Raw genomic sequence first — 16,914 nt, forward strand, 5'->3', positions numbered from 1 at the left:
CCACGCTGATAGATGCATGCTTCGGGGGTTTCGTGGTTCATGCGACCCCCACGCTCTCGTTGACCTCGATTGCGGTCCCGTCAGGCCCATCGATGGTCCCGGTCGACTTATCGAGTCTGACGTACTGCAGCGTCCCGGACTCGCTATCGACGTAGATCACTTCGAGTGACTCGTTACCGGTCCAGTCGATGCCGGAGACGTGGGTCTTTTCGGCGCCACCGTCAGTGAGATCCTCGACGGTGCCGCTCCCGTTGGTGTATCTGAGAAGCCGCACGTTCTGGCTCGAAACGAACGGGACTCGATCGACCTGTCCGATGGCGAACGTTCGTGGTGCACCGACGCCCTCCGCCACGTCGGCGTCAACTCCCTGATCCGTGTCGACAGTCGTGTTGTCGTCGATATACCGGATCCGCTGTGACGTGCCGAGGTAGACGAGGTCCGCATCACTGTCGTTGTTAATGTCGCCGATCCCGGCGATTGCGTTCGCCTCCACCTCGTTTCCACCGACGGTCACTTTCTCCGGCGAGCCGTCGACGCCGACGCGATAGATGGTCGCCTCGTCGTTCCCCCCAATGTCGGAGGTATTCATGAAGAAGACACTCGTCTCGCCGCGCCACTCGCCGATCGTGATCAGCGAGGTGAAGGAGTTCTGGAGCGAGGCGGTAGCGGCGTCACTTGCCAACGTCCGGGTCTCGCCCTCCTCGTCGACGAGTCGGAGCTTGTTCGCGGACGTGACATAGGGAACTTCCCGGAGGCCGTCGTTGTCCAGATCGGCCTGTTTGGGACCGATCGCCGCTGCGTCGACGCCGTAGCTCGTCACTGTGTTGTCCGGCGCGATGCTTTTGAGCTCATCCGTGGTGGCGTCGACGTAGACGATCTCGTTGTGGGGGAACGCCGCCGGATCCGCGGGGTTCGGTACGATGCGCTGTTGCTCGTGGACCACGAGTTCGCGCGTATGGTCGCCGTCGGTGTCGTTGTACCGGATGGTCACCGGCCCCCCAGGGACGGTGCGGTTCGCGGCGGGGTTCTCGATCCAGAAGCTGACGTTCCGCGTCACATTGATCCCGTCCGCGTTGGCGACGATGGTCGCCCGCGCCGGCTGTCCGGCCGCAGTCGACTCGTTCCGGATGGTCAGCGTGTAGCCGCCGCCGGCGACGCCCTCCGGCAGCCAGACATTCACCCGGACGGTCCCGTTGTCGGTGGTCGCTGCCAGGCGATCAGCATCCTCGAACCCCGCGGCGAGCTGCTGGCCAGAGACGCTGAGTTCGTCGGCGGCGACGGTGCGCTGCTGGCCTTCGATCAGCGTCCCGCCGGCTGTGAGCAGCCCTGCCACCAGCACTGCCGTGATGGAGAGCGTCAGCGTGTAGCCCAGCGTGGTCGAAACGCCGCGGTCGTCGTCGGCCAGCGAGGCGCCGGGTTCCGGCGCCGGCGGGTCGTCAGTCATCGGCCTCCCCCGGCGCGACCCGGAACTCGCTGTTGTAGTAAACGTCCGCCGTTCGGTAGGTGAGACGCAGGTCGGCGCCGTAGAGCGCGGCCGTGGCGTTCAGCCCGTCGGCGTCGGTGTCGGCCTCGGTCACCGACGGGTCGAGCGACCGGTCGACGACCAGCGAGTACGTGCCGGTGACCTGCGGGTCGCCGGCACCGTCGGTGGCATTGCGGTACTGGATGTCGTACGGGCCGTCGAGCCGGCTCAACGACGCGAGCGCCGGACATTCCCGTCCGTCGATCGTTTCCGCGGTGAGATCAACTATCGCCCGGGAGCCGGTGTCGACCGAGCAGCTCTCGGATGCGTCGTCGACGCCGACGGCAGTCACGGAGACGTTACCGCTCCCGGTTCGGTGGAGGTAGACCGTCCAGTCGTGGCTGCCGTTGGCGAACCGCACCTCGAACGCGCCGTCGGCGACCGGGTTGTCCGTGTCGTTCAGCGACGATCGGCTGACGTTCAGTCGGAACGCCCGGACCCGGCTGTCGGCGGAGACGTTCCAGTTCCTGGCGCCGGCGGCGGTGCTGTTGTTGGTGAACGCGCCGGTTTCGGTCTGTGCGATCCGCGTCCCGTTCTCGATCGAGACGTTTCGCAGCGTCGTGTCGGCCAGCGTCGCCCCGGAGTGGGGTCGCATCACCTCGCTCCAGCGGACGATCGTTCGATTGAGGGTCTGCCGGAGGTCGGCGTAGCTGGCGTTCCCCCGCTCGTTCAGCGAGGCGATCGTCGTCTCGACCATCGCTGCCGCCCCGTTCTCGTACTCGATGGCCTCGCCTGTCCCCGGACCGGCGTCGCGGGTGGCGACGTTACCGGTGTAGATGGCAGCGTTGAGCAGCACTGCGAGCGCCACCAGCATCACGGCGAACGTCAGCGCGCCCACGAGCAGCAACTGCCCGCGGTCGTCTACATCCGCCATACGACCACCTCCAGTTCCACAACGTTGTACAGGCGGCTGTCCGGCCCGACGTCGGGCGCGAAGTAGCTCGCGTTCTCGAGAGGCGGTCCGGCCGAGCCGTTCTCGTACCGGATCCGGTCGTCGTCGTACAGCGTGAACGACCGGGTAGCCGTCGACGCGTGATCCGACGGCGAGCCCAGATCCACCATCGAGTGACGCTCGCGCTGGCCGTTCTCCCGGACGTAGAACACGTTCACGTCGAACGCGATGTTGCGATCCCGGAGCGTCTGATTGAGCACCGTCCCGAACGCCGTCGGCGGCCCGCCGCTGTGGTAGCCGTCGTCCGCGGCGCCGTGGAACTGGCTCTCGCTCTCGTTCCAGTAGAGTACCGTCGGCACGACTGTCCCGTTTTCGGCCTCGGCGGCCAGCACCCCCTCCGCGAGTCTGGCCTGTTGGTTCTCGATGTGTTGACTGGAGGTACTCCCGGTCAGGGGCGTCACGGCGGTGACCTGCAGCGCGAACAGCACGCTCGCGAGCAGGAGCATCCCCGCGGTGATCGCCTCCAGGGCGTGGGCCTGCCCGCGGTCGTTGCTCACCACGCACGCACCTCCAGCCAGTAGGTCGTCCCGTCGATGCCGACGGTGCGGCGCGCGGTAGTGACTGAGGTGCTGCCCGGCGGATCGTTGCCCGCTTCGAGCGTCGTGTTGTCGGTGCCGAGTTCCGCGACGTTGCCGCTCCCGTTCTCGATCCGGATCTGCACCGACTGTGAGGAGTCGAGGGCGAACACCCCCCCGAGCGATGTCGCCGTCGTGTCGAAGCGGCAGTCCGTCGGCGCCGAGGGGCCGCCGTTCATCTGCTCGAAAAAGGCGACTGTACAGGTCCGGTTGAGCACGTACGGTTGATCGGGCGCGCCCAGCGAATCGGTCGCGGTCGAGGTGGCGATCCGGTCGGCGATCTGCGTGTCGCCGGTGCCGACGAACGGCGAGAACATCCCGGGGATGGTGGCGAGGACGAACGTCAGCGCCACGAAGAAGATGCCGACGCCGATGGCGTAGTCGAGCACTGTTTGCCCCCGGTCGTCGGCGGCGAGTCGACGGCACGGGTTCACACCACCACCACCCAGACCGCCAGCGCCAACGTCTGGAGGATAACGACGAACTTCACCCCGGAGATGATCTGCGCGTCACGGATGTACCCCGAGATGAACCCCGAGAGCACCGCCTGCAGCGTCACCGCGTGCAGGAAGAGTAGCGAAAGCAGTTGGGTGTCGATGCTGGCACCGAAGCTCAGCCCACCGGCGCTCTGGCTCCCGCCACCGCCCATCTGCGCCATGGTGTCGAGGAACTGCACCTTCAGGATCGCCATCACGGCCAGCAGCGTGAGATACGTCATCAGGATGATGGCGACCTGCATCCGCGTGCGGGACTTACGCTCGCGCTCGATGTCGTCCTGGTTCTCCGAGGACTGGGCGGCCGTCGAGAGCACGTCGGTGATCTGGCTGGAGGCCTCCTGTGCCTCGGCGATCAGCTTGATCGTCCGGGCCAGCCGCGGGATGTGGTACTTGTTGTTGAACTCGACCATCGCCCCCCGGAGGCTCATCCCGTAGTTTACCTTCGCGTACATCACCTCGAACTCGTCGGCGATCTTCCCCGTCGACGTGTCCGAGACGGTCTGGATCGACTCGAGTAGCGTCTGCCCGGTGTCGTTGGCCGAGGAGAGCTTCCGGAGGTTCTCCGAGAGCTTCCCGGTGATGGCGTTGCGGGTCAGCTGGTTCCACTCGTAGAAGAACGCCAGCGGCAGGAGGATCATGTAGGAGGGGATGTAGAACCAGACGACCGTTCCCCAGATCGGGTTCGCGATCATCGCGTCCCACGCCGTCGGTGCCGAGCCGTCGAGGAACAGCAGTCCCACGACGGCCATCGCCGTCGGCACCGTGAGCAGCAGCGTAAACAGGGGGTTGTCCCGGAAGAAAATCTGGGGCGCCGACAGGAGCTCTTTCGTCTTGTAGTTGCCCTCGCGGGACTTGATCCGCTTGAAGACGCTAAATCGCCCCGTGAACGCCTCGATCAGGCCGAGATGCATCAGCCCCTCCTTCTGGGTCGCCTCCAGCCGCTCGCTGCCGAGGCCCGGCGAGAGATAGCCGTCGCCGGGTTCGTCCTGTTTCACCGTCGAGATCAGCACCAGGAAGCCGACGCCGATCAGCGGGATCAGCGCGTAGACGGTGCCGTAGATCAACTGCTCCCGGCCGCTGCCCATCATGCTCATAACGACGAGGATGATGATCAGCAGGAGCGGGAACAGCGAGAGCGTCATGTACATCTCGCCGAACAGCTCCAGGGTCTCGAGGGTGGTCTCCTGTTCCTGCTTGGCGGTACGCATGTGCTTTTCCTTCTTGTCGTAGAGGAACTGCTCCATGTCCCCGCCGGAGTTGATGATCGACAGCATGTCCGTCAGGAACTGCGCGAGTTCGTCGCTGGGGGTCTCCGTCGACTGCTTGCGCACCGCGTTCCGGTAGTCGGTACCGAAGTACTCCGTCTCGTTGACGATGCTTTGGAACTCCTTTGCGACCTCCCCGTACGTGTCGTCGGCCTCGGCCATCGACTCCAGGATCTCCAGTTGGTTCAGCCCCCCAACCGACAGCGCGTACATGTAGGAGACCGAGTCCGAGAGCAGCATGTTGATCTCCCGCTTGCGCCCCGACGCCTTGGAGTAGGGGATCGCCGCCAGCGTGCCAAAGCCCATCGTGAACCCTAGGCTGCCGAACACGAGCCCCGACAGCAGGATGGCCACCGGCACCGTCGCTGCCTCGAGCATCGCCGCCGTCTCCCTGTTCCCGACGGGGATGCCCAGACTCAGTGACTCGGCGGTGACGAAGCCGAGTTCGAAGATGGCCCAGCCAATCAGGCTCCCCAGCATCCAGAGGACCCCGCCCACGAGCACGCCCACCGCGAGTGCCTTCGAGAGGTAGAGTTCGACCGCCTGATTCATCCGAGCCTCGGTCAGTGCGGACTCGACGTCGGCGACGAAATCACCCTCCGAGTTGAACAGGAAGTCGTACAGCGGGTAGAACGCGTCGGCGAGTCGCCCCGCGTCGCTGCTCGACCCCTCGCCGAGTTCGAGGCTCATCTACCCCTCGCCCTCCCAGAGGTCGTCTTCGCCATCGAGTTTCCACGAGTCGACGTCGACATCGTCGTTCTCGTCGTCGGAGTCGAACAGGTCCGCCTCGTCGTCAGTCTCGTCGTCCCCGGTCAGCTCCGCGGGGTCCGGCGAGAGGTCGAACGACGGCTCCTCGTCGATTGCCTCAGCCGATTCGTCGTCTTCCTCTTCGGGGCTGCGGATCGTGTAGCCCTCGTCGACCGACGACCCGGAGGACTTCCAGCCGGTAGGCCCGCCGTTCGTTTCCTCGGTGGCGTCGATGTCGGGTTCCTGAACGTCGATCCCGGACGGTTCAGGCTCGTCGAACTCCGGCTCGTCGATATCGATCCCATCGGTTTCCGGCTCACCGAGCTCTGGTTCCCCGATTTCGGGTTCATCGAGCTCCGGGTCAGCAAGCTCCGCTTTTTCGGTGTTCGGTTCCTCGAACCCGTCGAGTTCGTCGTCTCCCTCCTCGGGGAGGCCGCTGGTGTATTCGGGGTCCGTCTCGGACTCGACAGAGCCGAACTGATCGTCTTCCGGGTCGTCGTCCTGCTCGTCCTCGGGAACGCCGATAGTGTACTCGGGGTCAGACTCGGCTTCGGCGGAACCGTCCGGGTCGTCGTCCGGCGCGTCGTCCATCTCTTCGTCTTCCGGGACGCCGATGACGTACTCCGTGTCCTCGTTGCCCTCGAACGGGTCCCATTCGTCCGGTTCGGGCGTGTTGTCGACAGCCTCGTCCGTCTCCGGGGAGCCGCCGATAGCGGGGTCGTCGTCCAGTTGGTCGGCAGTACTGCCCTCGGAAATCTCCGGGCCGCTATTCGGCTCGCCGACGGCTTCGTCCTCGCGCTCCGATTCGGGCAGGACGCCCATCTCGGTCGAGCCATCTTCGTCCGGCGTGTCGTCGTCCGGGGTATCGGCGATGGCATCGGCGGCGCTGGCCGGGGTGTCTTCGTCGGAGTCCGAACTATCGTCGTCGGAGTCCGCAATGTCGGCAGCGTCGCCCGCAGCGGCGTCGGTATCGGCGTCCGCAGGCGTGTCGTCGATGCCGCCGGGTTCATCCACTGGTTCGCTCTCGTCTTCGTCAACCGCCTCGATGTCGGCTTCGTCGACTTCTGCGACGCCTTCCTCGGCACCTTCGTCGCTGGCTTCGAGTTCCGGCGTCGGCCCGCCGGTCTCGGCCTCGGCGACGTCCCCCAGCGCCGAGCGACCCTGTTCGTCCTCGCCGATTTCGACGGCTTCGTCGGCCGCCGAAGGTTCGTCGGCGCCTGCCGGAAGCTCCCCGGCGGCGTCGTGCGTCGCCTCGACGTTCCCCTGTGGCTGGGTGTCGACCAGTGCGTCGGCGACGTCGTCGGGGGTCTCGCCGTAGTACTGCTCGAACAGGCGCTCCTCGGCCTCCGCGAGGATCTCCTCGGCCTCGGCCATGATCCCCTCGTTGGGGTCCGGCCGGGGGACCATCTCCTCCTTCTCGGGGTCGATGTCGATCAGGACCGACTCCATCTCCCGAAGGTCCTCAAGCGAGGCCTCCAGCTGGTCGTTGGCCATCAGCGAGAGGATCGTCTCGGGGTCGTTGATGAACGCCTGAAACGTCGCGGCCACCTGCGTGTACGTGTTGAGCCCCTCGTGGATCAGGTAGGCAAGCACCACCCGGCGCTTGAAGATCTCGAGATCGAGTTTCTCGTGGTCCCACCCACGGTCGAACATGATCTCGTCCAGCGTGTTCGAGTCCCCCATTTTGAGGAACTCGTCGGTCTCTGCCTGCCACTGGTAGACGTCCTGCACGTTGATCTCGTCGTTCTCGGCGTCGTAGTGGTTGATCTCGGTCAGGGATTTGTTCCGGCGCACCTTGTGGCCCTGCACCCGCGTCGAGGTCTGGATGGAGACGAGGTCCAGCGCCGTGAACATCGTCTTCGAGACGTTGATCGGTTCGGTGGTGAACCGCTTCAGCACCTCGCCGACGTTGTCGGCGTGGAACGTCGTGTAGGTCGTGTGGCCCGTGGACATGACCTGGAACAACGTTCGCCCCTCCTCACCACGGATCTCACCCATGACGATGTAGTCGGGACGCTGACGGAGTGCGGCCTCCAGCAGGTCGAACTCGTCGACGTCACCTTTGTCGTCGTCGGAGAACGAGGGACGGGTGACAGACGCGATCCAGTTACGCTGGGGCAGTTCGACCTCCCGGGTGTCCTCGATAGAGACGATCTTCGAGTTCGAGGGGATGAACAGCGACACCGCGTTCAGCGAGGTGGTCTTCCCGGACGCCGTCCCGCCCGCGAAGATGAGCGACTTGTGGTTCTCGATACAGAGCCAGAGGAACGCCATCTCGTCTAAGCTGAACGTCTGCCAGTTGATCAGGTCCACCGGCGTGAACGGCACGTCCTTGAACTGGCGGATGGTGTAGTTGGTCCCGTGGTCAGAGACCTCCCGCCCGAGCGTTAGCTGGGCACGGGAGCCGTCCGGCAGGGTGGCGTCGACCTGTGGCCGGCGCTTGGAGATCCCCTTCCCCGAGCGCTGGGCGAGTTTGACGACGAAGTCGTCGAGTTCCTTCTCGCCGTGGTAGATGTTGGTGATGATCTGCTCGTAGTCGGAGTGATAGACGAAGACGGGGGAGTTGTAGCCGTCACACGAGATGTCCTCGACGTTGATGTCGTGTTTGATCCCGTCGATGCGCTCGTAGCCGATGAAGTCCCGTTCGAGGTAGTAGAGCAGCTTCTCGACCTGGTACTCGTTGAGGATGTCCGCGTCCTCCTCGAGGAGCACCGGCTCGGGTCGGACTTCGATCCCCACCAGTTCGCGGATCGCCTCGGTTGGCTCCTCGTAGCCGAGTAGGTCGATGACCCGGCCCGAGAGGCCGCCGCCGGGGTCGACGCCGAACTTATCCACGATGGTGTTACCCAGCCCGCGGCGCTTTTCCGAATCGTTGGGGTCTTCGTAGAGGTCGTAGCGATCCAGCAGTTCGCGGGTCTTGTTCTCGATGACGGAGCGGCGATGCTCCTCGTCGCCCGCGGTACTACCCCCGTCCTCGTACTTGATCGACGCCCGAAGCTTGTCGGTGAGGTAGTCCGACAGGTCCTGCTCGATCTCCGTCAGGTGGGGCTGGATGACGTAGTACTTCTTCTCGTTTTCCTTCGTCGAGTGGAAGATCACCACGTAGGAGTAGGGTTTGTTCACCCAGTAGCGGTCCTCCTCCCGGAAGTGGGTCTTCTTCGCCATCGGCACCGTCTTCTCGAGGTCGTAGCGGTTCGCGACGGTGGTCCGCCCCTGGGGATCCGAGAAGAACGCGTCCTCGTCGACCTCCTCGTCGACGTCGACGGTTCGCTCGTCGATCAGGTCTGTTAGCTCCTCGCCCGCGCGCTCGCAGTCGGCCATCGTGGCGCCGAGCGCCTCCGGCGCGAAGCCGAGCGCTTCCGCCGCGTCGAACGACTCGGGTTCGCCCTCGCCGTCGGTCGGCGGTTCGCCCTCGTCGGTGTAGAAGTACTCCCGCTTGTAGTCCTCCCAGCCGTAGATATCCTTGATGACCGGCGTGTTCTCGTAGCCGATCAGTGGCGAGTAGTCCGTGATGTCCGCAGCGACGCGGTGGGCGGCGCCGATGCGAGCCTCGATCTCCCACGGCGGGAAGCCGAGATACTCTGCGGGGTCGATGTCGGTCCCCTCCCAGTCTTCGGGCGTGAGCGTGCGCTCCGCTTCCCCCTCGCCCCAGCGCTCGCTCCCCGGCGTCGCCTCGAAGCGCTCGTAGAGCGCCGCTGCGGCGTCAGGTTCGCCGTGTTCCCGAAGGAAGTCGCCCCACGTGTACGACCCGACGACGGCCTCCGGGCCGGACCCGGCGCCGTCTGCGGGCTCGGCCCCCTCCTCCACCTCCCCTTCCAGCGCGCTGGGGGAAGAATCAGCATCGTCGGTAGCCATTGCTAGCGGGGTCGGTCCGCGCACGCAAAAAGTCTCCCCCGGGAGTATCAACACGGAGAACGGCGTCCCACGGGGAAGTTCTTTGGGCCCGCCAGCGCTACCACGGCCATGCGCGACCTCGACGAGACGGACCTCCGGATCATCGAACTGCTGGCGGCGAACGCCCGCCGGTCGTACAGCGATATCGGCGAGGACGTGGGGCTCTCCGGCCCGGCGGTCTCGGACCGCGTCCAGCGGCTACAGGACTCTGGCGTTCTCCGCCGGTTCACCGTCGACGTGGACCGCTCACAGCTCCGGGCCGGGGTGCCGGTGTTCGTCCGCCTCGCGGTCGGCCGCGGCGCCATGTCGGCGCTCCGCGAACGCATCGCGGCCGACAGCGCGGTCGAGCACCTCTTCGTCACGGCCGACGAGGAACTCATGTTCTACGGCCGCGCCGAGGCCACCGGCGTGCGTGATTGGCTCGACGACCTCGTCGGCGACGCCGACGTGCGCGAGCGCGAGGTGACCGTCGTCGACGACGTGGAGTGGACGCCGGCGCTCGGCGGCGTGGAGTTCGCGCTCACCTGCGCGGAGTGTGGCAACACGGTCGACAGCGAGGGCGAGATCGAACGGCTGGGCGACGACGTGTATCACTTCTGCTGTCCCTCCTGTCGCTCGCGGTTCGTGGAGCGCTACGAGCGCATGGAGGCGGGCGCCGAGTAGGTGACTGATTATCGCGTATTAGCCAGGTACTTAGTAGATTCCGACCATGGTAGGGACTATATCGGCGTCGTCGAGGAACGGAGATCATAATGTCAGAGAATACTATATCCGAAGAGGAACCGGCCGGGACGACGAGGTTGACACTGAAAATCCAGCACGCAGACTGCTGGACACTCGAAGTGACCGAGGAGACGGCGGCCGGCATCGTCGCACATACCGTCTACAACACCCCACAGGACACCGTCAAAGGGCACTTCACCGTCTTCGCTGATCACATCGCGGAAGTGACCGAACTCATCGAGACGGCAAGAGAGTCGCGGCTAACGGACTCCATCACCGAACTAACTCCGCGACACGAGTTCGACAAGAACTCCTCGAACATCGGGAACACGACCCGGGAGATCATGGTGGAGTACGACCCGGACAACAGCATCACGAACGCGCTGCTCGAGTACGGGTTCGTCCACGACGCACCCGTCCGGGTCAACGATGGCTGGGAGCACTGGCCGGTCATCGATACCGGCGAGGGTGATCTCGACGACCGACTCGGGTCGCTCGAAGCGGCGAAAGACGCCGAAATCACGGTCACGAAGATTTCCTCCGTTACGAAGGCCGAAGGCGACATCAGCCATCGAACGGATCGGCTTTCAGATCGACAGCGGGAAGTGCTGGATCTCGCCTGTGCGCACAACTACTACGCCTGGCCACGGGAGACGACGACACGCGAACTGGCGGACGAACTGGATATTTCGAAAACGACGCTGCTCGAACACCTGCGAAAAGCTGAAGCAAAACTCCTCAACCAGTACGAATAGCGGCTACTCGTCCGCCGAATAGAGAGTGAACCCGTCCATCTGGTCTCGCGGCTCTTTGACGAACGTGTGCGTCCCCGTAATCCAGGCAGAGCCGGTGATCGTGGGGGTAGTCACCGTGATGCCGTTTTGCTCGGAGGCGTCGATGAGTCGGCCCTGAAACCGCGTTCCGATAATACTTTCGTAGGCGTACGGCTCCCCGACCGAGAGCTTCCCGGCCTCGTGTAGCAGTGCCATCTTCGCGCACGTGCCGGTCCCGCAGGGGGAGCGGTCCACCTGTCCGTTACCGAAGACCACGATACTCCGATCCGCGTCGTCGCCGGACTCGTAGATCTCCGTGATCGAGACCTGGGCCTGTTCATCCGTGAACGGATGCACGATGTCGAGTTCCTCGTTGATGGCCTCCCGAATGGCGAGCCCCCACTCGACGAACTGGGCCGTTCGGGCCGTCTCGAGGGAGCCCTCCAGCTGTTGACAGTCGACCATCGCGAAGAAGTTGCCAGCGTAGACAACGTCGACCTCGAGCGGCGAGTCCAAAAACGGCACAGACACTGTCACCGTCTCGTAGACGAACGAGTCGACCATCTCGATGGTGACTGCTTCGACGCCGCCGTCGGCGTACTGTAGCTCTGCTTCGACGACGCCTGCCGGTGTTTCCACCTGTATCGTCTGGTCGGAGGAGAGCTGCCCCAACTTTACGAGCGCTGCGACGACGCCGATGGTCCCGTGACCGCACATGTCCAGATACCCCTTGCTGTCCATGAAGAACACGCCGAGGGCAGCGTCGTCGGCGTGGGGTTCGACGAGAACAGCGCCGAACATGTTGTCGTGGCCGCGGGGCTCCTTCAGGAGGAGTTCCCGAACCCGGTCGTACCGGTCGGCAAAGGAGTCACGCTTGGCGCGGACGCTCTCGCCCTCCAGGGTCGAAGGGTCGAACCCGTCGAGGAGAATCCGAGTCGGTTCTCCCGCCGTGTGGGTATCGAGGGTGGTGAACGTCTCCTCGGTAGGCAGGGTTTCGAGGTTCACGTCCACCTTCATTCCTGGATCGTCTCCAGTCCCGCTATCTGCTCGTCGGACCAGTCGTAGTACGGTTCGTCGACCTCCCGGAGCGAGCGCACGCACTCGTTGTACCGCTCTCGCGCCTCAGGGGCGTACGGGTCGTTCGGGTTCGCTTCGATCCACTCCTCGAGTTCACGGAGCGCGCGCGGCGAGTAGCTGTCGACCTTCCCCTGACTGTCGAGTAGCTCCAGTTTCCGTTCCTCGGATCGGAGCGACCTGATGAGGATGGCGCTCGCGACGCCCGGCAGCAGGATGATCGAAACGAACATCGTCGCCCACGCGACGGGTGAGAGTGCCATCTCAATCACCCCCCTCCGACGCGGCGACCTGAGAACTGCGCACGTTCTCGATGAGATACATCACGACGATACTGACAACGACGAGCGCCAGCATGACGCCGACACCCAATAGCATCAGGAACTGATTGTCCGTTCCGATACTCGTGATGACGCCGTACCCCAGAATGAACACGACGACTGCGGGGACGAGGTATTTGACGACGGGGTTCCACCATCGTCCCACGTACATGCCGGCGTTCCGATTGAGGTCGATGACGCGGGCGCGTTCCGGGCCGATCTTCCATGCGACGAGCGCGATGATCGAAAGCGTCGCGAGCGGGAGACCGAAGCTCCCGAACATGAAGTCCATCTGGTCGAGGAACGACGTCGAGTACGCGCTTGGGAGCCCAAGCAGCCAGATCGATCCACAGACCGCGAGCACCGCGCCCGTTCGTGAGAGACGCGTTTCCTCGGCGACAGTCGTCACGCCGACTTCAGTGATTCCGAGCCCGGAGGTGAACGTCGCGAAGAAAAACGAGACGAAAAAGACGATTGCCCATACCGCTCCGCCGGGCAGTGCCGGGAACACCTCTGCCAGCGAGATGAACAGCAGATTCGACCCCGCGGCCGGTTCGATTCCGAACGCGAAGACGATCGGGAACGTTGCGAACACCGCCAGCAGGCCGATGCTCGTGTTCCCGATGGCGGTGAACATCCCGCCACCCAACGGCACGTCGTCGTACCGATTCAGATAACTCCCGTACGTGAGTGCGATACCCCACCCTAACCCCGTCGAGAAGAGGGCCTGGCTGAGTGCTGCGACCCACGTGCTCCCGCGAGTCAGGAACGACCACTCAGGAGTAAAGACGAACGCTAGCCCCTCCATCCCGCCCGGAAGGGTGATGCCACGAATCCCGACCGCGATAAGGGACAAGACGAGAAGCGGAATCATCCACTTGACCACGCGCTCGATCCCCCGGCGGATCCCGAAGACGAGGATTCCAGCGAGGCCGGCCATCGTCACCGTATGCATCCCGATGACGAGCGCTTGATTCGAGATGAACCCGCTCCAGAACGCTTGCGCTTGGAACCCGGGTTGGGTGAACGTCATCAGGAACGAGTGGGCGGCGTAGTACAGCGACCACCCGATAATCGGCGCATAGTACGACATCAACGCCACGTTGACGAGGAGAACGACGAGTCCCAGCCCACGGAAACTTTTCCCCTCAAGAATCTCGTTGAACGCACCGATAACGCCCTTGTTGGTGTACCGCCCGAGCATCGTCTCAGCCATGAGGCCGGGAACGGCGATCACATACAACAGGAGAACGTACGCAACGAGGAACGCACCGCCACCGTTCTGCCCCGTGGTGAACGGCATTCGCCAGATGTTACCGGCCCCGACCATGGCGCCGACCAGTGCCATGAGGAAGCCGAACCGAGTGCCCCATTCTTCTCTTGCTGTTCTCGTCTCTGAGTCTCCCATATGGTCCACAAAAACGATGCGGAAGGGGGTAATTATATCCACCACCTATCATACGAGGCTGTTACAAACGGGACACGTTGCCTATATACCTCCATATCAGCGTCTATATGTCCGTTCGACTACTGGCGCTACTTTTCGGAACACGCGAGAAAAAACCGTCCAATTTCCAACTCAGTATTGGATGATACTTTGGTAGGTGATCTATTGAGGTGGCTCTGTATCGTCGTCGCAAAAGATGATCCCGCCTATTGCGAGTCGGTTCGTTGCCGGTGAGTCAGCAAGCGAGGCGCTCGACCACGTTTCTGATCTCAACCAGGGCGGCATCGGCGGGATACTGAATCTGCTGGGTGAACATTACGAAACACGTGAGGCTGCGGAGGAAGACGTCAAACAGTATCTCGCAGTTCTCGCCGAACTCGAAGCCACAGACCTCATTACGTCGGTCTCGGTCAAACCGTCACAGATCGGAATCGACGCCGGGGAAGACGTGTTCGTGGAGAACCTCGGTCGGATCATCGAAGCCGCCAACGACAGCGACGTGTTCGTGTGGGTCGATATGGAGGACCACACCACCACCGATGTCACGCTGGATGCGTTCTCACGGTTCGCGTCTCGGTATGGGGGTGATGTTGGACTCTGTGTGCAGGCAAACCTCAAGCGGACGAGCAGCGACCTCGAGAGACTCGCCGACGTTCCCGGAAAGGTACGGCTCGTCAAAGGGGCGTACGACGAGCCCGAGACTGTCGCGTATCAGGAGAAAGAACGGGTCAATCAGGCCTATCGAGAGAATCTGGAATACATGTTCCAGACGTTCGATAGTGGGATCGCCGTCGGAAGTCACGACCCTGCGATGATCGACTACGCAAAAGCGCTTGGGGAAGCGCATCAGACTGAGTTCGAAGTTCAGATGCTGATGGGGGTCCGGACCGACGCACAGTACGAGCTCGCGAAAGCGGGGTACGAAGTCAACCAGTACATCCCGTACGGCGACAGATGGCTGTCCTACTTCTACCGCCGAATCCGGGAGCGCAAGGAGAACCTCCTGTTCGCGGCCCGCGCTATCTTGCCCTGACACAGTCTGACAGGCACTGACGACAAACCCCGTTACAACGCCGAATAGGGGGACAGAAACGTCCTGCAGTCAGATTCTTCAACGCCTTACCCGTTCGCGAAGTGACGCAATCGCCTCCCGCTCCCTGCTTCGGAATCCCACTGAGCCGTTTTCACGGCTCGCTTCGCTCGCCGGAAAACGGGCGTGGTGGGATTCGAACCCACGATCGAGGAGTTAGGAACCCCTCGCCCTGTCCGCTAGGCCACACGCCCTACCCGCCGCTACTGGGTCGGGGGTCAAAAGAACCCGCTTCCGCGTTACTCGTTGGTCGCCGTCTCTTCCTCGTCTTCGACGCTCTCTGCGGTCGTCGAACTCTCCGAGGAGCCGCTGGCCTCCGCCTCCGGACCCTCTTTCATATCTTCGAGCTCCTGGTTCAGCTCTTGTCGGCCCTTCTGGAACTCACCCATCGCCTGCCCGGTCGAACGAGCCAGCTTCGGGATCTTGTTCGCGCCGAACAGGAGCACGAGCACGAGGAGGATGATGATGAGCTCGGGACCCCCGGGAATCGGTACTTGGAGCGGCGCAATCTGGAACATCTCTATGCGGATGTACCTCACTCCCGACTATAGGCCTTTTGGATATCGGGACGACGGGGGAGTGCTTTTGGCGTCGACGCCCCACGCGGGGATATGGACGACTCCGCACCTGCCGTCGGCGATGCGGCCCCGCAGTTCACCGCCCCGGTCGCCGACGACGAGGGGATCACCTCGCGCTCACTCGACGCGTATTTCGACGGGACGCCGACCGTGCTGGCGTTCTACCCTGCCGCGTTCTCGAACACCTGTACCACCGAGTTCTGTACGTTCCGGGACCGACTCGGCCCGCTGGCGAGCGGCGAGGCGACGGTGCTGGGGATCAGTACCGACCTCCCGTGGGCGCTCGCCGAGTTCCGCGAGGCGGAGTCGCTGCCGTTCCCCCTCGTTTCCGACAACGTCGCCGCCATCGCCGCCGACTACGGCGTCCGGACGCAGTTCGAGCGCCTCGGCATCGACGGCACCGCCCAACGCTCGGTGTTCGTCGTCGACGCCGAGGGTCGGGTCACGTATCGCTGGCTGGCCGACGACTCCGGGCAGGAACCCGACTACGAGGCCGTCGAGGAGGCCGTGCGCGCGGCTGCCGACTAACGCCCCGACGCTCTTTTTCCGCTCGCCGCGCGAGGTACGGCTATGGCCACCGACTCCGCCGGCTACGAGTACGATCCCGAGGCCAGCCACGCCTTCCCCGACGAACGTCTCAACCGCGTCCTCCCCGAACTGCTCGAGGACCCCGAACTCGTCGCGTATCTCGACGCCCAGAACGTCAATGCCGTCACCCGCAAGGGGTACAACGACCACGGGAGCAAACACATCGAGATCGTCCGGAACCGCGCGCTCAGGCTCTACGACCTTCTCAAAGCCGGCGACGTGGCGTTCAACGGCGCCAGCGATCAGGGCCTCGACGAGGCCGACGAACCCGTGATCATCGCGCTGGCGGCGACGCTCCACGACATCGGCCACATCGTCCACCGCGACGACCACGCCTACTACTCGATCCCGCTGGCGGCGGATTTCCTCGACCGATTCCTCGACCGGTTCTACGAGATCCCCGCGAAGGTGCGCGTGAAAGCCGAGGTGCTCCATGCGATACTCTGTCACCATACTCCGGAGACGCCGCTGACCCGGGAGGCGGGCGTGATCCGCGTCGCCGACGCGCTGGACATGGAGCACGGCCGCTCGCGCATCCCCTACGAGGAGGGCGGTCGCGGGATCAACACGCTGTCGAGTCAGGCGATCCGGCGGGTCAGCCTCGAACCTGGCGACGCGACGCCGGTGATGGTCGAGATCGAGATGATCAACGCCGCCGGCGTCTATCAGGTCGACAATCTCCTCAAGTCGAAGCTCCACGACTCGACCATCGAGGACGTGGTCCGTATCGTCGCCATCAACACCAAGAGCGACGACGACCTGGTCGAGCGAATCGAACTCTAAAACCGGCGACGGCTGCCGCTCATCGGCGGAAATCCGCGCGGGGGATGGATTCTTTTTTGCCTCGCTGTCTCGTCGGACTGACCGAT

At 63.9% G+C, this 16,914-nt stretch carries 15 protein-coding genes and 1 tRNA gene; 5 read left to right on the plus strand and 11 right to left on the minus strand.

Annotation, left to right across the window (positions count from 1 at the left end; translation table 11 throughout):
* Positions 1-37 precede the first annotated feature (37 nt).
* Genes J2753_RS05980 through J2753_RS06005 form a run of 6 tightly spaced genes read right to left on the minus strand, consistent with a single transcriptional unit; the run spans position 38 to position 9,413 of the window.
* A complete protein-coding gene (locus tag J2753_RS05980) occupies positions 38-1,444 on the minus strand; it encodes a DUF7266 family protein (protein ID WP_209491015.1) in 1,407 nt (468 codons plus the stop codon).
* Complete coding sequence (locus J2753_RS05985) at positions 1,437-2,396, minus strand: hypothetical protein (RefSeq protein WP_209491016.1); 960 nt, start codon at positions 2,394-2,396, stop codon at positions 1,437-1,439. Before J2753_RS05985 ends, J2753_RS05980 begins: the two co-directional genes overlap by 8 nt.
* Positions 2,384-2,974 (minus strand): DUF7288 family protein, encoded by a 591-nt coding sequence (locus J2753_RS05990; RefSeq protein ID WP_209491017.1) that lies wholly within the window; start codon positions 2,972-2,974, stop codon positions 2,384-2,386. The genes J2753_RS05985 and J2753_RS05990 overlap by 13 nt, the downstream gene beginning before the upstream one ends.
* Positions 2,968-3,483, minus strand: a complete 516-nt coding sequence (locus J2753_RS05995; protein ID WP_209491018.1) for a DUF7287 family protein — start codon at positions 3,481-3,483, stop codon at positions 2,968-2,970. The genes J2753_RS05990 and J2753_RS05995 overlap by 7 nt, the downstream gene beginning before the upstream one ends.
* Entirely contained in the window at positions 3,480-5,501 is a 2,022-nt protein-coding gene (locus tag J2753_RS06000) for a type II secretion system F family protein (protein WP_209491019.1), read from the minus strand. The genes J2753_RS05995 and J2753_RS06000 overlap by 4 nt, the downstream gene beginning before the upstream one ends.
* Positions 5,502-9,413: a type II/IV secretion system ATPase subunit gene (locus J2753_RS06005; RefSeq protein WP_245334492.1), complete on the minus strand. Its 3,912-nt coding sequence runs from the start codon at positions 9,411-9,413 to the stop codon at positions 5,502-5,504.
* 108 nt (positions 9,414-9,521) lie between these two features.
* Between J2753_RS06005 and J2753_RS06010 the strand changes: the two genes are divergently transcribed.
* Entirely contained in the window at positions 9,522-10,115 is a 594-nt protein-coding gene (locus J2753_RS06010) for an AsnC family transcriptional regulator (protein WP_209491020.1), read from the plus strand.
* A gap of 89 nt (positions 10,116-10,204) precedes the next feature.
* The gene (locus J2753_RS06015; RefSeq protein WP_209491021.1) at positions 10,205-10,930 is read left to right on the plus strand and encodes a helix-turn-helix domain-containing protein; all 726 of its coding nucleotides are present in this window, start codon (positions 10,205-10,207) and stop codon (positions 10,928-10,930) included.
* A 3-nt stretch (positions 10,931-10,933) separates the two neighbouring features.
* Here J2753_RS06015 and J2753_RS06020 read toward each other — a convergent pair whose 3' ends face one another.
* The 3 genes from J2753_RS06020 to J2753_RS06030 are packed head-to-tail and all read right to left on the minus strand — an operon-like array spanning position 10,934 to position 13,750.
* On the minus strand, positions 10,934-11,965 hold the full coding sequence (locus J2753_RS06020) for a proline racemase family protein (protein WP_209491022.1): 1,032 nt from the start codon (positions 11,963-11,965) through the stop codon (positions 10,934-10,936).
* Positions 11,962-12,285, minus strand: coding sequence for a hypothetical protein (locus tag J2753_RS06025; protein ID WP_209491023.1), 324 nt, complete (start codon positions 12,283-12,285; stop codon positions 11,962-11,964). The genes J2753_RS06020 and J2753_RS06025 overlap by 4 nt, the downstream gene beginning before the upstream one ends.
* A gap of 1 nt (position 12,286) precedes the next feature.
* Positions 12,287-13,750 carry a sodium-dependent transporter gene (locus J2753_RS06030; RefSeq protein WP_209491024.1) on the minus strand — a complete coding sequence of 488 codons (1,464 nt, stop codon included), beginning with the start codon at positions 13,748-13,750 and terminating at the stop codon, positions 12,287-12,289.
* A gap of 235 nt (positions 13,751-13,985) precedes the next feature.
* Between J2753_RS06030 and J2753_RS06035 the strand changes: the two genes are divergently transcribed.
* Entirely contained in the window at positions 13,986-14,822 is an 837-nt protein-coding gene (locus J2753_RS06035) for a proline dehydrogenase family protein (protein WP_209491025.1), read from the plus strand.
* Positions 14,823-15,000: 178 nt separating this feature from the next.
* Here J2753_RS06035 and J2753_RS06040 read toward each other — a convergent pair.
* Both J2753_RS06040 and J2753_RS06045 read right to left on the minus strand, forming a co-directional pair.
* A tRNA-Arg gene (locus J2753_RS06040) sits at positions 15,001-15,073 on the minus strand.
* A 45-nt stretch (positions 15,074-15,118) separates the two neighbouring features.
* On the minus strand, positions 15,119-15,397 hold the full coding sequence (locus tag J2753_RS06045; protein WP_209491026.1) for a Sec-independent protein translocase subunit TatA/TatB: 279 nt from the start codon (positions 15,395-15,397) through the stop codon (positions 15,119-15,121).
* 93 nt (positions 15,398-15,490) lie between these two features.
* On the opposite strand from J2753_RS06045, the gene J2753_RS06050 reads away from it, so the two are divergent.
* Complete coding sequence (locus J2753_RS06050; RefSeq protein WP_209491027.1) at positions 15,491-15,985, plus strand: redoxin domain-containing protein; 495 nt, start codon at positions 15,491-15,493, stop codon at positions 15,983-15,985.
* A 42-nt stretch (positions 15,986-16,027) separates the two neighbouring features.
* Positions 16,028-16,828, plus strand: a complete 801-nt coding sequence (locus J2753_RS06055) for an HD domain-containing protein (RefSeq protein ID WP_209491028.1) — start codon at positions 16,028-16,030, stop codon at positions 16,826-16,828.
* Positions 16,829-16,914 lie beyond the last annotated feature (86 nt).

This window comes from Halolamina salifodinae, assembly GCF_017874235.1.
Classification (GTDB): Archaea; Halobacteriota; Halobacteria; order Halobacteriales; family Haloferacaceae; genus Halolamina; species Halolamina salifodinae.